We start from the raw sequence: 14,614 nt of genomic DNA on the forward strand, positions 1-14,614 counted from the left end.
AATAATACAAAGACATTAATTGCGGATTGATGTTGGCATTATCAAGATTTGGAATGGATTTCGTATTAGTGTAGTACTGAATCTGCCACTCAAAAAACCGGAATCTGCCATTATTGAAATGCATATGGGTCCGCAACGGGATTCATTGCTGTCCTGGGATAGGACGCACTGAAGCCCTGACTGTGACGAAAGTCGGCAGATGAGAGGGGGGAGCGAAGGTTCGCGGGTGAAGCGAAGCCAGTTATCTGATCAGATCAAATGGTAGGACAGAAAAGTTTTGGCAGCTACGCTTGGGACCAAAGAGAGTACGGGAAGGATGGAACGCAGGAGAATAGAGAGTTTTGAGAGTGTCAGATGCGCAATTGTCGACAGTGAAGAAGGCCGCTTCATACGCGAGTTTTTCTTCTGGGAATCGGCCAATTCGTCTGGCGATTCTCTTCCGCAGATTTGCTCTTTCCCTATGTGAGATCAAATGGTCAGAGACTGGATCGTATGAGATAATAGCCCGTTGAAGCAGCCCCGGCGAGGAGCAGGTGTTGAGCAGGGTTTTAGCGATTAGGTCCGCTGCAAAGCAACGTACTAAATAAAAATGGTCTGTCGCCAGTTTGTGGACCTCTATGCCATGCAGCTTTTCAGCCTCTTCCCAGGATTTAGCCTTGAGCAGCGATGGTGTCACAAAAGCGGTTGTATAATAGTAGACCAGTTTTCCAATTGAGTCGGTTGATTCTTCGAGGAACGGTCTAATCAGTCCTTTTCTGTCATCCGCAGTCAGCTTGGAATCCTGTGCGATAGCTTCAAGCACGTAGTTGAAGAAATCAATGACTTCCATAACGGTTGTCGCCGAACTCTGCTTTATTCGATTACTGGCAGAGGAGAGTGCTGCAGCATAGGGGAAAGCGCAGCTAGGGCCCCAGTGGGGCCTGTGCGGGTGTTTGGGTGTGTTGTCGGTGACGTAATCGCTCGCAATCTTGCCGTATTTCCTAGCTTTATCTGCCGCATATTGCTCGTAAAAACGGAAATTGAGGCTGTCGCAGTCATACCTAAATGTCTGCGTCCATTTTTCATCATCTATTTGGAGTACTCTCGGCATACTCAAATTCGTTTGCTGCAATTGTATTGGGCGACCATTGGTGGTCGTATTCGCAATATACTGCGTCGTTATCATTGGTAATATGCTCTTGGCAATGGTGTTGTCGGATAGGCTGTTGCCCTTGAAAGGTTGCTCGTCTTCAAATGAGGCATCTTCTCTTTGCGTTTCGGGGTGTACGAAACCCAAAGGGCGAGATAAAGGCGTCTCCTTGGATCTCAAGCTAAAACAAGGAGATGAACATGGATCACATGGAGAAAGCCGTAAAGATCGTGGAGGCGCAGGCCGGGGTCCGGCCGATGACCGCCGACGAGGCGTGCGAGATGGTCAAGAGCCTGAGCGACGGGCTCCAGCGGATCGCGGAAGGTGGGGCCGAGCCGTCCAAGCAGGAGCCGCCCGTCGATCCCAAGCGGGCGATCAGGGACAAGTCGATCGTCTGCCTGGAGTGCGGACGGACCTTCAAGACCCTTTCGAAGAAGCATCTGGAGTCTCACGGGCTGACGTCTGACCAGTACCGGGAGAAGTGGGGCTACAAGAAGCGGGCTCCGCTTTCCTGCCGGGAGACTGCCAAGGCCCGGTCCGAACGCATGAAGGCGATGAAGCTCTGGACGCGGACCGGGAAAAAGGACGACGCCAAGCCCAAGCCTGCCAAGGGCGCGGCCAAGGAAGCTGCCAAGGATGCCTAGATTGGAAGGCCCGCCGTGATCACGGCGGGCCTTCTCTTTTCCTGGGGCCGGGCAAGGCGCGTTCACTCCTTGATCGGCATGATTCACCAACCTTCGGAGAAGGCGCGCCCAGGCGGCGCAGCAGGAGCACTATATGACGAGCAAGGCAAAAGGACTGATCCCCAGGATGCCCCGGTTGTATGAGACCGAGGATACGCCTGCAGAGGAGAAGCTGATCTGGATTCATTTCTTCATGGGCGAGTCCCACTGGTACGCCGCCGAGTTCGACGGCAAGGACACGTTTTTCGGTTTCTCCGTCCTCAACGGCGACATGCAGAACGCGGAGTGGGGCTACTTCTCGCTGGCCGAGCTGATAGAGCTCAGGGTGGGGCGGTTCGTGGTCTGCATCGAGGACGGATGGCGGGTGCGGGAGTTCGGAGAGATCATGAGGGAACGGCACGGGGAAGAGAAGCATGGCTGAGGAATGGAGGAAGCACGAGTCCGAAATGCCAAGGCTGGGCGAATCCGAGGGCGTCTCCTTTGAGGACAAAGAGATATGGCTACATTTCTTTACCCTTGAGACAGACTCGCACTGGATGGCGGCGGAGGCCAACGGCAGGGGGCTGTACTTCGGCTACGTCGTCCTGGACGGTGACTTCGAAAACGCCGAGTGGGGGTATTTTACCCTTGCTGAGCTGGCCTTGATCGTGCCGGGGCTGCTGGTGCTATGCAGAGATACGGTGAAGCGGTTCGCGGACGTTATCGCGGAGGTGAGGTCAGGGTGAGTCGTTACGCCTGAACCTTTTGGGTGCTCCGCTTTTTGTAAATTCTTTGAACTTTTGAGTACAGTTTTGGGTTGTTGGCGACGGCTTCTGCCACCAAGTCAGGGTTGGTTTCAATCAAATCGATGATTTCTTCTTTGTCCTCATCCGACATGTTTTGCGCTTCATTTTTACGCAGCAGCCAGTCCTTGGTTTTGTCAACTTTCCGGTCCAAAATATATGCTGCCAACCTAACGACACCAGTGCCAATGATGTCAGCGTGCTCGCACAAAAAATTAATGAGTGATTTTATCGCCTTGTCTCTGCTCGTCATCTCATCTCCGCTGCTTGTGTCCGAGTTTGAGTCCACAGACTCATGCATAATCGATGAAAAATCTACGCTTTTTTGCGGATAGCGGACGAAGCAGATGCCACGATGGATTGGGGATGCGGCGAGCGGTGTTGACTCTCTCCATGATTCGAGACATCTATTGGCAACGCCCGTGAATGCATTGAACGGGAGGAACCACAATGAAGCAGAACAAAGAAAAAGCCTTATTCATAGCCAGGAAGGTCTTTGCCGAACTCGTATTCGATGTGCAGAGCCTTGAGGGGATGCCCTTCACCCTGCCCGAGGTGCAGACCTACCTCCAGGGCGTGACTGTCGGCGGGCACAAGGTCGCCGACGTCGAGAAGCTCAAGCAGCAGAAGCTCGGCTGGGAGCTGCTCATTGATATGGTCAAGGAGGGCACGTTCAGCCTGACCAAGGAAACGGCCTGCGCGATACAGGGCGTCTTGGGGCTCGGCGAGGCGCTGGACCCCGGCCAGTTCCGCTCGGGTCAGGTCGGCATCGCCGGGACCGAGTACAAGCCGCCCAGGGCGAGCGAACTGGACTCGATCTTCGAGCGAGTGATCAAGGATATCCAGGAGCTTGAGGACGTGCGCGAGCAGGCTTATCGGCTGCACCTCGACTTCGCCCGCAACCAGTTCTTCTGGGACGCCAACAAGCGCACGGGACTCCTGATGCTCAACGGCCATCTCATGAGCAACGGCTACGCGCCGCTGTCAGTGCCCGCCAAGCGGCTCACCGAATACAACGCGGGCATGCTCCGTTTCTACGAGTCGGGCGACTACGCCGAGATGATGGGCTTTCTGGAGGAGTGTCACAAAGCCATGTATGGGCGGTTTGAATGAGTATGAAAACTGATTTAAGATTTTATACGAAATCTTAAAAAACCAATCGGCCCCCACCCACTGATCGCCTTGCTTTCTCCGTAAAGCTTGCAAGGATGCAGGCGTAAAATAATTCGGCTATCACGGTATCCGCCACCTGTCCGCAACCGAGCTCCTCCACGCTGGATATCCGAGTTCCTCGATTCGACAAATCCAGCGATACAGAACCCGAACACCACCGCGAGGCACCTGCACAGCCTGGGTTTGAACAAAGCACTCCAGGCGATTGATGGCGCCTTTAAGGCTTCGCCCTTAATAGGAGCAAACATGAGGGCCTGGACAAATACTCCGCCATTTTCATTGAACATTTTATCAAAACCAACTGAACTGCAGCCACAATTGATTAGGCATAGCTATCAGGATCATTGACGTAGTCCCAGACATCATCATCTAACCAGCCACTATAATCTGGCTCGTCGTCTTGAATGTCGACAATCAAATGATCACAGCCTGGGAACTGGTCAACAAAGAGCTCGCTTAACGTCTCTGCATCACTAAACGAAATAAGAATCGCTGTGCCGTGAAAAGGAGCATACCAAGAGGATATTTCTTCACAATCTCTAAGAAAAGAAAGAACCTTTTTCAATTTAGCATCAGCATGGTTGTAAGTAAGGACATACGAATAAGCATTACTCATTGCCTGCCCCCTTTTTTGTGCTTTGCTTACCACGACTTGTCTTGTTGCTAGATGATGCCTCTTGAATCTCCCCACCTGTCCCCTTAAATCCTGCATGCAACGCGGCATATTCATCAGATCTAAAAAGTACATCTTTTTTAATGAGAATATACAAGTAGCATCCAACAACAAAAGCAACAACTAAACCCGCCCCCCCCAACGCGACATAGCATATCAGATCGTTGTCAGGGCGTTTTGTGACTATCAGGGCTGTAGCGGTTAGCACCGCAAGAGCAAGGACAACGATCGGAGAAAAAACATTGTTTTTTAACATCGAAGCCCCTTCTTTCACTGCAAGCTGCAGAGGCGTTGTTGGAAGTTCGCTCTTAAACATAGAACACCATACTGTGAAATTTTAACAAATGAAGAGGTTATCCCTTTGTTTCGTCACTCTCTATTTCCTTGAGAGTTTCCCCAGAGTAAAGCTTCCATTCTTGTAGACCATTGGCACTACGCCCCATCACAAGGGCTGCTGCTGCAGAGGGGCTGCTAAACAAGTAATCCTCTTGAAGGACCAACTTGCCGTCTTCGAATTTGACCACTCCTGTATCAATCATCTCGCTCCTCAGTTTCATCCAACCATTGGGAAATGAGCTAACTGTATCTGCAGTAAACGTGGCTCCGGCAAGAACTAGAAATCCATCGGGACGCCTCTCTCCTTCAGCTTGGGCTCCTCGTGCGCCTCTAAGCCTGAACAGGGTTTGTTGACTGCTTTCCTCGCTGAATTTTGATCTGAGAGGTTCAAACAGCTTATAGCCCATCGTAGAAATGAGTAGACGTATATACTCACTAAACTCTTCCATCTCAGCTTGATCGGCTTCAGATATTGAGGAACACGTTGGACGTTGCCCATTCACAAGCGAATAGCGATTTGCACTCTGAGCTAACTCGTAAAGACGAGATTCTAAATGCTTGATGTGTGCTTTATTCAAGTTTTCATCTTTGCTTATGAAACAAACTGCCTCTGTCCAAAAATCCTTATCTACATGTTGAGTAAGACGTTTAAGAAAATTCTCTGCTTCGCCAATGTAAACAGAGGGTTTGCCCGTAGGTGAATCTGCCTTGCCAAAAAGAAAATATACTGCTGTGGACTTCAGCTCATTTCTGTCTACGCAGTCTTTAACCCTACCGCGAGGGATTCGATATGCCTTTCCTGTCCAGTTTGAGAGTTCACAGGTCATACGACCATTAGGATCTGAATCCATAAGGAACATCTTGATCGTCTTTGGGAACTGGTGACTAGACATGTAGAGAGTCCTTATAGGGCTGACAATACGTTCTTGAAATTAACCAGACTAGCCTCAATATTTTCTATTATCTCTTCTGCCAAAACATCAGGCTCTGGTAGATTATCCATATCTGCTAGGCTTGAATCTTTAAGCCAAAAGATATCCAAGCTTGTTTTGTCACGAGCTATAACCTCTTCGTAAGAATACTTTCGGAAACGTCCATCAGGGTTGTTTACTTCAGACCATGTGTGCTCAAGCGAATCTCTGTTGTTTGACTGATAACATTCGATGAATGGTATAAGGTCTTCATACCTCAGAGGCTTCCGCTTAAGAGTATGGTGCACATTGGTTCTGTAGTCATAGAACCAAATATCTTTGGTCCAAGGATTTTTACTTGCTTCCTTGTTATCAAAGAAGATGACATTAGCCTTTACCCCGTGTGCATAGAATATCCCTGTAGGGAGCCTCAAAATGGTGTGAAGATTTGTGGTCTTCAGAAGCTCTTTGCGAACAGTTTCACCTCCACCGCCTTCAAAGAGAACGTTATCTGGGACGACAACTGCGGCCTTACCGGAGGTCTTCAACATAGAGCGAATATGCTGGACAAAGTTCAACTGCTTATTGCCAGTTGTGACCCAGAAGTCTTGGCGATTGTATACGAAGTCTTCTTTCTCTTGCTTCCCCTCACCGTTGGTCACGGTCATGGTGCTCTTTTTGCCAAAGGGAGGGTTGGTCAAAACGTAATCAACTGCTGTGGATGGAGCAGAAAGCAAAGCATCGTCAGGATGTATCGGAGGCTCACCATCAATAGCCCCTATCCCATGAAGAAGAAGGTTCATCAGACAAAGTCTTCTTGTGTTGGGGACGATTTCATTTCCCGTAAAGGCGCCGTTTTTGAGAAACTCTTTTTGGGCCTTATCCATTTTACCATCATACTTATCGATGATGTAATCATAAGCAGCGAGGAGGAATCCTCCTGTACCACATGCAGGGTCACTGATGACTTTACCCGGCTCTGGTTGCATGCACTCGACAATTGCTTTGATCAAATGACGAGGGGTGAAGTACTGTCCTGCGCCAGACTTGGTATCTTCAGCATTCTTTTCAAGAATCCCTTCGTAGATGTCTCCTTTGACCTTGGAGCCCATCTGCGCCCAAGCCTCTTTGTCGATCATATCAATGACCTTAGACAGCATTGCTGGGTCTTGAATCTTGTTCTGTGCTTTATTGAATATTTGCCCGAGCATCCCTGCCTGTTGCCCCAATTCCAACAAAACTCTGATGTACCGCACCTCAAGCTCAGCTCCACGCTGTTTTTTAAGGCTAGGCCAACTCAGCTCTTCAGGAATACCGATATCTCGATTGTAGGGAGGATTGGCATATTCGTCCGCCATCTTGAGAAAGATTAGATAAGTGAGTTGTTCGAGGTAATCCCCGTAGCTCACTCCAGCATCCCGGAGGACGTGGCAGAAGCTCCATACTTTTGCGACAATTTCTTGTGATGTCATCTTTTTTCCAACTAGTTACAAAGTATCGAAAAGGTCATCGACCCATTCATAATGCCGATAGCCTGCAATTATCCTTCGCGCAAAAACTGAGTATTCAGCATCAGGTCGCATGGTTGTCTGCAAATCTCTAAAGCGATTAGAATAATTCTGTGCAGCTCGGCGATCACCGGTTTTCATTTCTTCATGGGCATCATTTGCTTCATCTAACCAACTCTCTATGTGAGCAGCCAACAAACGCCTTTCTTCAACTGTCCCAGGATGGTCCAAATGGTAAAGTTCTATGGATACCTCTACCCGTTGAACACTTTCAGGGTCATTGGGGAATTTACAGCACGGCGTACCATCAGAATGAAAATCCAAATGAGAAGGGTCTCCCGCGTTACAAGGGTCAAGCAGCAAAGGTTCTTCAACTCGCTCATCCCCCGGAGCATAAGCCCGACTCTCTTCATGCCTTAAGGGGAAATAATCCCCCTTTCCTTCAGTCTCTCCTGTCTCTGCATTCTTTCTACGGCTGTTACAAAATGTGCAAGAATACCTGTAATTATTCTTATCAAAAGCAAGCCACCAATAGCCCGGATGTTCACGTTCAGTGTCTTTAACATTACCTTTGGGGCGAAAGTGATCAACAGCATCATCCGAACGAACTTGACGAGATTCACAATACCAACATTTGTCGTATGACAAGCCAGCAAGACCATCCTTTAAATCACACCAAACGCCAGCTCGATCTTTTGGTCGACAGACTCCAGATCGAACGTCTTCGAGAGCATTGTTAGCCCTTTCTTGCCATCCGACAGGAAGAGCTAGATGCCGAATGTCTATTGAGCGCATTCTTATTCCCCATCCGCATTCGATTTGCGAGCAAAGCGTTCTTTCAAATAGTCACGAAACATTGGGTCGCGTGCTTCATGACGGAAGCCGTATGGTTTAAGCTCCTTCTCAATCCTCGCAAGCTCAGCCTTCTCAACATCAGAAAGGGGACCATCCTTCAAAGAAATTTTCCGTCGATCTTCAAGTAGTTTCAGCGTGTGGTTATCCAAAGCCGCTGCAAGCCCGAACATGTCACTTGTTACAATACCGGAATACCCCATCCCTCTTGGATCATCGGCTGGGGCGTGAACCGTAGTCTTGAGTTCGTCTTCAGAACGCTTGAGAATCTGAACTTGTTCTTTGACAAGCTCGGCAATCGCTAAAGGGTTGTGAGTGGTTAGGAGGATATGACTGTTTTCATCTCCTTCATCATCGGAACCAACAAAACTCTTGAGATAGTCCAAATAGTCGGCACTCCAACGCGGGTTGAGATGCGTGTCTGGTTCGTCAAGCAAGAAGAGGCTTTGGTCTTCGGCTGTGAAACAGAGGAGACCCAAAACAGTAAGGATTTGTTGTTCTCCCTCACTAAGTTCCCGAAAAGTCACTTTCCCTTTGCCATCCCGCAGACGAATTTTGATCCGTATTTCCTCGATCATTTCTGAAACAAAAGTGCTTTCGATATCTCTGAACAATGACCTCGGTTCTTGTTCACCTACAAGCTTTCGAAGAGCAGCCATATCCTTCACAAAAAGATAAAGAAAATACTTAGTAGGATTAGACCACATCTCTTTTTCTTTTCGAGATATCCGAATAGGAGCTAAGGATATATCATATAGTCGGCTTAAAAATCTTTGAACGACGCCCTTTGCATTCCAAAAGCGCGGATCGCCTTCATTGCTTTTCCACGGAGGCTTTCTTAATACAAACAGGACAGACTCAATTCCATCAACAGGATCAAGAAAAAGCAGCTTCTCAAGAAAGTCCTTCACCATTTGTTCATTTTTAAGAACGAATGCGAGAAGCACAAATTGGCTATGAATGGGAAGGGCAAAGAACAGCCTTTTAAATCCTGGGTCTTCCCCCGCCCTGAGTTTTTTGTCATATTTTTCAAGATATGGTTGGAATATATCTTCCATTCTCCCCGCATACCCAGAGTAGTATCCAAAAACATTGTGAGGGAGGAATTCGTCTTGTTTTTTAAGGAACTGCGTTAACGGTAGTTTTTTCCCTTGCTCAAAAACAGATTTGAAATAGTTGCCAGAACTGTTCTCCAGAAGGTTCGGTTGGACTTGTTCAGCCATGTCTCTAACAGAAATATTGTAAGTGTGCTGCGTCCTGCTAGGATCGGCATCAATGGCAATCAAGTTGTTCTGACATTTATAAATGAGCTTGTACTTAAAAGTAGGCTTTCGAGATCCTTTAAACTCATGGATCATGATGAGATCTCTAAACAATATAGCAAGAGCTTCGAGCACATTGGATTTACCCGTACCGTTCCAGCCAATAACTACGGTCACCCAATGACTTTCATCAAAGTCGATTACGACATCTTTGAGATTTTTGAAATCTTCGACCCAAAACCAATCCAAGCGCATGGTCTACCCCTCAGCTTTCAGACGAAGCCAATCCTCATTGTTTCGTCGCTCTACTTCAATAACCTTTTGATCCACGTGCTGTTTCAACTTTTCATAGAGCTTTTCGATCTCGTCTGTCGAAGCTTCATCGGCAATGCCACACTGACGGAACGCATCTTGAGCACTCACCCAATCTTTTGCGTCAGCAAGGACGGTTCTCAGATCAGCCATAGTGATCCTCTTCTTTTTTGTTTTGGGTTTTCTAGTGCGTGTAGGCTTGGGGGCATTCTTCCGCTCCTGCTTAATACGATCAAGCAGTTTGGAAGCAGGTTCATCTGTAGGATCTTGAGGCACTAATTCGCCAGAAAACGCTTTTCCTAATATGGTTTTTCGCAAATCTTCAGATTGCTGGATTCGGATATTCATCTCCTGTTCTGATTCGATGCTCACAGATAGTCGATCCAACAAGAATGATGAAAGCCGTTTTTGTTCTTCTAAGCAGCAGTAGGGAAATGGATACTCGACAAGCTTAGACCCATTAATATTCGACTGATTAACACCATCACTTTTCACGCTATCGCCACGTTTTTTCGCGACATGAGAATTGAGGAACAAGTTCAGATAATCAGAATCAGTCACTGAATTTATTTGATTTATTCTGATAAGGTAGCCCGCAAACAAAGCGGGAAAGTCAGCCTTAAATACAGCTGTTTTCCCAACTAGTTCAGGACTATTGGTCCTGTTAAATAGGACATCTCCGGGTCCCAGCTTATACTTTAAGTACTCTTCCTCGTCGTCGGTAAATACAAGATCGTCATATACAAACTGACTCTCTTGAATATTTCCCATTCTCAAAACAGGATATTTTCCTTTTTGTTGAGACTTTGCAGCCGTCCCATACTCAACACCACAAGTCATATAACCAAGCCTACCCCACACCCACCCCTCAGGCAGTTCCGGTAACTCTTTCAATTCCTCTGCACTAATTGGGGCAAGCTCTTTTGGCTTCTTAGGTTTTACTGGCTTCTTCCCAGGCCTCCCATCCATCTCCCACTGGGCGACATCTTTATCCCACTGTGCAAGCTGCTTCTTGAAATACTCCTCGCGCTCCTTCTTCACACGCTTAAGAAGAACTTCACCGGATTCAAGCTTGTCGGCGTTTTCTTCCCGCCAATCTTCGGTCAGCTTGCCTTCAAAAGCGTGTTTGAGAAGCGACTGACGATACACGCCAAGCTGCTCCTTGGCTTTCTTGAGGTTTTCAACACCTGCGTCCAGTTCAGAGAAAAGTTCTTCGATTTTAGCGACAATGCGGTTTTGTTCATTGATGGGAGCGATTGGGAGTTTAATCCGATCAAGATTCTTCCTAGATATTCTTTTCCGGGTTGAACCGGATTTATAAGAATCGATCTCTGCACGAATGGTAGGAGAGTTAATCGCGTGCATTATGAAAAATCTGTTTATTAGTCCTTGATGCGGACGAGACACGCATACATCAACGACAGTTATATAGTCCTCTTCTCCCCTAAAAGGGAAGAGACAGGCGCGCCCTAAAGGCTCAGGCATTCGGGCTATAAGAATGTCATCTTTTCGCAAAAACGTACAATTTAACTCAAGTGCTCTTGCAGAGGTTAAAAACCTTGCTGACTTGTCAATAAACAAGCCATCTCCAATATCTGCTAACTGAATAAGCCTTACATCTCCATCAGGGTCTTGGTCTTTAGTCTCTATCCAATCCCCATCGACGAACATGCCATCAGATCCCACAAGTTGGCTAAGAGTAGCATTCGCCCATCCTTGAGGAAGAGGATTCACTTTATCTGCTTTAGACATTCTATGCCGCCAACTCTTCATTCATTTCTACAATTAAAGAATCCATTTCTTCTCCAAACAGTTCCCACATTCGACCCAATCCACCATGACCATCAAAGGGAGCAAGCTCCAAATCATCCCGATCCATGTGGAACGAGCATGAGATATGATCACGAATCATCCGAAGCCAAGTTACCTGCTCTTCATCAAACTTGGGTGCATTGCCTTGGTGACGTTTGAGAATCCATTGCTGGAAGTTCTTTCGCACTGTGTCCCCATATGGGGCAATGGTTTTATCCAGACCACTCACACGTCTAATCAAAGAGACCAGTGCTGTCAGTTCATTTTCCGGGGATTGTCCTGACACCTTATCGAGCAGCGCATACGCCTGCCAGATACGTAGAGGGGCCAACTTCGGTTGGTCCGTCTTCAACTTGGCCAGAAGTGCTTTCACCATATCAAAAGTCACTTCTTTACGGCGGTATGGCTGATCAAAATAGATACTCAGGGCAAGGATTTCGTCCTTATGCTCTCGAATGTACTCCGCAAACTCTGCCGTGAGTTTGGTGGCGTTATCGATGCTATCGCCTTCCCACTCGGCCCGGAGAACCTTATCGATATTATGTGTATCGATGGTCTGCTCATGCTCGCGCCTAATGGTGTCCAATAGTTCGCAGACCTCACCAGTAAACACGATGGTTGCGTCTTTAACCAATTCGCCCTTGGCCTTTTGGCTTTGTTCTTTGCTCGGCTCCCGATCCTCAGGTATATCAAATTGCTCTCTGGCTTTTGATTCGATCATATCGGGATTCATGGAATTCAACAGGCCTTTAGTGATCTCAGGGAGAGCACCCCCTTCTGTCGCTTCTGCAATGCGCTCTTGGTCGACAGGGGATAGCTGATGGTTCAACCGCGTGAGTCGACTCGCCAGACTGGTAAGAGTATCGTCATCCGCAGCCCCCATCATGACGCTCATGAGCAAATCTTTCAGTGAGACTGAAGGCTTTCTTTCCAGAGGACGGCTATCAGTCTTATGGGACTTGGTGACACCAACGGCGTCCACGATGACAAAATGCGTCTTATTGCTGGCGGCTGAAGGCGTGACTTTTTTCAACCCGTCATAATCCAGGGTCCGGGTACCACGCCCTTTCATCTGCTCGAAGTAATTCCGGCTCCGAACATCACGCATGAAAAGAAGGCACTCCAGGGGACGTACATCGGTTCCTGTGGCGATCATATCGACCGTCACAGCAATACGCGGATTGTAGCTGTTCCTGAATTGAGCAAGGACAGACTTCGGGTCTTCATTAGCCTTGTAGGTGACCTTTTTACAGAAGTCGTTCCCTTCACCGAACTCCTCACGGACAATCTGAATAATGTCATCCGCATGACTATCGGTCTTGGCAAATATGAGCGTTTTCGGCACCTCAGAGCGACCAGGAAATATGGCAGGAAGTTTTGCTTTATACGTCTTGATGATGTTCCGAATCTGACTCGGATTTACAACCTCTTTGTCGAGCTGTGAGGGAGCATAGGTTTGATCCTCATCTTGTTGGGACCAACGCTTCTTCCTAGAAAGGCGGTTACGCTTCTGGATTGCCCGTTTTGCTTTAAGGATTGAGCCTCGTTTAGTAATCTCTGTTTCAATGGTGTAAATATCAAAACCAACGTTAACACCGTCTGTGACAGCATCTTCATGGGAATATTCACTGACAACATTCTCGTTGAAAAAAGCAAAAGTACGTTTGTCGGGAGTAGCCGTTAAGCCAATCAGGAATGAGTCAAAGTAGTCCAGAACCTGCCGCCACAGATTGTAGATCGAACGATGGCACTCATCGATGACGATGAAGTCAAAGTACTCAATGGGGACGCTCGCATTGTACGCCACAGGAACGGGAGTTTTGGGCCCAACACGTTCAGCCGGGTTCGATTCCTCCGCAGCCTCATCAAGCTCTTCACCCTTCAAGATTGAATACAGCCGTTGGATTGTGCATATGCAAACATGTGTTGAGTCAGCGATGTAACTGGATTTGAGTCGCTGCACATTATACAGACGAGTGAAAAGATCATTTGAATCGTTAGGCGTATACGCCATGCACTCCTGCTCGGCCTGTTCCCCCAAATTCTTCGTATCAACAAGAAAGAGGACCCTTTTAGCATTGGCGTATTTGAGAAGCCTATAGATAGAGGTTATCGCCGTGTAGGTCTTTCCTGCACCCGTTGCCATTTGAATAAGAGCCTTAGGCTTTGCGAGAGAGAAGGAGTCCTCAAGATTCACAATGGCCTTTGTTTGGCAATCTCGAAGCCCCTGCGTAGGGAGAGGTGGAAGCTTTTCTAAACGGCCCCGCAAGGTGTCACCCTGTGAAAGCCATTCCTGAAATGTTTCGGGGCGGTGAAAGCTGAAGACTTCTCTTGATCGCGGCTTGGGGTCACGCTGGTCCCGGAAAACTGTGATTATGCCAGTACTTTCATAAATGAACGGCAGAGGAGCGTTGTCTTGAATCCATTTGAGCTGAGCATTGGCATACTCTTCAGATTGCTCAGCAACATTAACGAGGTGTTGTCCTTCTTTTTCCCTTTTTGCCTCAATCACTCCAACAGGCTTGCGGTCAACAAAGAGAACGTAATCGGCTGGACCCACATCTGTTGGATATTCCCGGACAGCAACACCCAATCCGACATTCCAATTGATTTTTTTCTTATCTTGGACAGCCCAACCACAAGCGGCGAGCATTTTATCAATGGTATCTCGCGCTTTTTGTTCAGGATTTTGATTCGGCGTGGACATCTACAGCACTTGCAACCTTAATTAATCAGGACAAATTCAGGACTATAGCCTCACTCACAATGCCACTATCTAGCTTAATATGCTTAAGCTTTTAGCCCTGCCAGAGCTTCATGTCAAAAGAATGATATATGATTATCGTCATTCAAAATTATTCCTATTGCGAAAGACAACCACCCCGCCTCAACTTTTAAGATTTTGTATGAAATCTTAAATTGTTACCGCCCATCAATTCCATTGCTTGTCGTTGGGGTATACACCCCGGCCACCCCAGGGCATCCCCTTGTCCCAATTTGTATACCAGCCTGTATACCAGGGCACGAAAAAAGCGCTTATGATCTCTCATAAGCGCTTGATTTCGTTGGAGCCAGGAATCGGAATTGAACCGACGACCTACTGATTACGAATCAGTTGCTCTACCAACTGAGCTATCCTGGCGAAACGGGAGTCGATTTTTATACCAGGTGGCGGGGGCGG

General features: G+C 47.7%; 14 protein-coding genes and 1 tRNA gene. 4 read left to right on the top strand and 11 right to left on the bottom strand.

Annotated features, from left to right (window positions below; all coding sequences use genetic code 11):
* Positions 1-241: 241 nt before the first annotated feature.
* The gene (locus ACR42D_RS04845; RefSeq protein ID WP_484565738.1) at positions 242-1,309 is read right to left on the bottom strand and encodes a hypothetical protein; all 1,068 of its coding nucleotides are present in this window, start codon (positions 1,307-1,309) and stop codon (positions 242-244) included.
* 20 nt (positions 1,310-1,329) lie between these two features.
* Here ACR42D_RS04845 and ACR42D_RS04850 point away from each other — a divergent pair, with 20 nt between their 5' ends.
* The 3 genes from ACR42D_RS04850 to ACR42D_RS04860 all read left to right on the top strand — a co-directional run bounded on the left by ACR42D_RS04850 (position 1,330) and on the right by ACR42D_RS04860 (position 2,537).
* Positions 1,330-1,773 (top strand): Ros/MucR family transcriptional regulator, encoded by a 444-nt coding sequence (locus tag ACR42D_RS04850; protein WP_484565739.1) that lies wholly within the window; start codon positions 1,330-1,332, stop codon positions 1,771-1,773.
* Positions 1,774-1,906: 133 nt separating this feature from the next.
* Positions 1,907-2,233 carry a DUF2958 domain-containing protein gene (locus ACR42D_RS04855; protein ID WP_484565740.1) on the top strand — a complete coding sequence of 109 codons (327 nt, stop codon included), beginning with the start codon at positions 1,907-1,909 and terminating at the stop codon, positions 2,231-2,233.
* The gene (locus ACR42D_RS04860) at positions 2,226-2,537 is read left to right on the top strand and encodes a hypothetical protein (protein WP_484565741.1); all 312 of its coding nucleotides are present in this window, start codon (positions 2,226-2,228) and stop codon (positions 2,535-2,537) included. Before ACR42D_RS04855 ends, ACR42D_RS04860 begins: the two co-directional genes overlap by 8 nt.
* A gap of 4 nt (positions 2,538-2,541) precedes the next feature.
* On the opposite strand, the gene ACR42D_RS04865 is transcribed toward ACR42D_RS04860, so the two are convergent.
* Positions 2,542-2,847, bottom strand: a complete 306-nt coding sequence (locus ACR42D_RS04865; protein WP_484565742.1) for a hypothetical protein — start codon at positions 2,845-2,847, stop codon at positions 2,542-2,544.
* A 197-nt stretch (positions 2,848-3,044) separates the two neighbouring features.
* Here ACR42D_RS04865 and ACR42D_RS04870 point away from each other — a divergent pair, with 197 nt between their 5' ends.
* A complete protein-coding gene (locus tag ACR42D_RS04870; RefSeq protein WP_484565743.1) occupies positions 3,045-3,707 on the top strand; it encodes a Fic family protein in 663 nt (220 codons plus the stop codon).
* Between the two features lie 382 nt (positions 3,708-4,089).
* On the opposite strand, the gene ACR42D_RS04875 is transcribed toward ACR42D_RS04870, so the two are convergent.
* The 9 genes from ACR42D_RS04875 to ACR42D_RS04915 all read right to left on the bottom strand — a co-directional run bounded on the left by ACR42D_RS04875 (position 4,090) and on the right by ACR42D_RS04915 (position 14,575).
* Positions 4,090-4,383 carry a hypothetical protein gene (locus tag ACR42D_RS04875; RefSeq protein ID WP_484565744.1) on the bottom strand — a complete coding sequence of 98 codons (294 nt, stop codon included), beginning with the start codon at positions 4,381-4,383 and terminating at the stop codon, positions 4,090-4,092.
* Positions 4,376-4,756, bottom strand: a complete 381-nt coding sequence (locus ACR42D_RS04880) for a hypothetical protein (RefSeq protein ID WP_484565745.1) — start codon at positions 4,754-4,756, stop codon at positions 4,376-4,378. Before ACR42D_RS04880 ends, ACR42D_RS04875 begins: the two co-directional genes overlap by 8 nt.
* Positions 4,757-4,793: 37 nt before the next feature.
* Positions 4,794-5,669 (bottom strand): GIY-YIG nuclease family protein, encoded by an 876-nt coding sequence (locus ACR42D_RS04885; protein ID WP_484565746.1) that lies wholly within the window; start codon positions 5,667-5,669, stop codon positions 4,794-4,796.
* A gap of 11 nt (positions 5,670-5,680) precedes the next feature.
* Positions 5,681-7,159, bottom strand: a complete 1,479-nt coding sequence (locus ACR42D_RS04890) for a class I SAM-dependent DNA methyltransferase (protein ID WP_484565747.1) — start codon at positions 7,157-7,159, stop codon at positions 5,681-5,683.
* Positions 7,160-7,174: 15 nt separating this feature from the next.
* Positions 7,175-7,990: a hypothetical protein gene (locus tag ACR42D_RS04895; RefSeq protein ID WP_484565748.1), complete on the bottom strand. Its 816-nt coding sequence runs from the start codon at positions 7,988-7,990 to the stop codon at positions 7,175-7,177.
* Positions 7,991-7,992: 2 nt separating this feature from the next.
* Positions 7,993-9,564, bottom strand: coding sequence for an AAA family ATPase (locus tag ACR42D_RS04900; protein WP_484565749.1), 1,572 nt, complete (start codon positions 9,562-9,564; stop codon positions 7,993-7,995).
* 3 nt (positions 9,565-9,567) lie between these two features.
* Entirely contained in the window at positions 9,568-11,373 is a 1,806-nt protein-coding gene (locus ACR42D_RS04905) for a restriction endonuclease subunit S (protein WP_484565750.1), read from the bottom strand.
* 1 nt (position 11,374) lies between these two features.
* Positions 11,375-14,140 carry a type I restriction endonuclease subunit R gene (locus ACR42D_RS04910; RefSeq protein WP_484565751.1) on the bottom strand — a complete coding sequence of 922 codons (2,766 nt, stop codon included), beginning with the start codon at positions 14,138-14,140 and terminating at the stop codon, positions 11,375-11,377.
* A gap of 359 nt (positions 14,141-14,499) precedes the next feature.
* Positions 14,500-14,575 (bottom strand) — tRNA-Thr (locus tag ACR42D_RS04915).
* Between the last annotated feature and the right edge of the window lie 39 nt (positions 14,576-14,614).

The sequence above is a fragment of the Pseudodesulfovibrio sp. lm2024 genome (genome assembly GCF_051175575.1).
GTDB classification, from domain to species: domain Bacteria; phylum Desulfobacterota; class Desulfovibrionia; order Desulfovibrionales; family Desulfovibrionaceae; genus Pseudodesulfovibrio; species Pseudodesulfovibrio caledoniensis.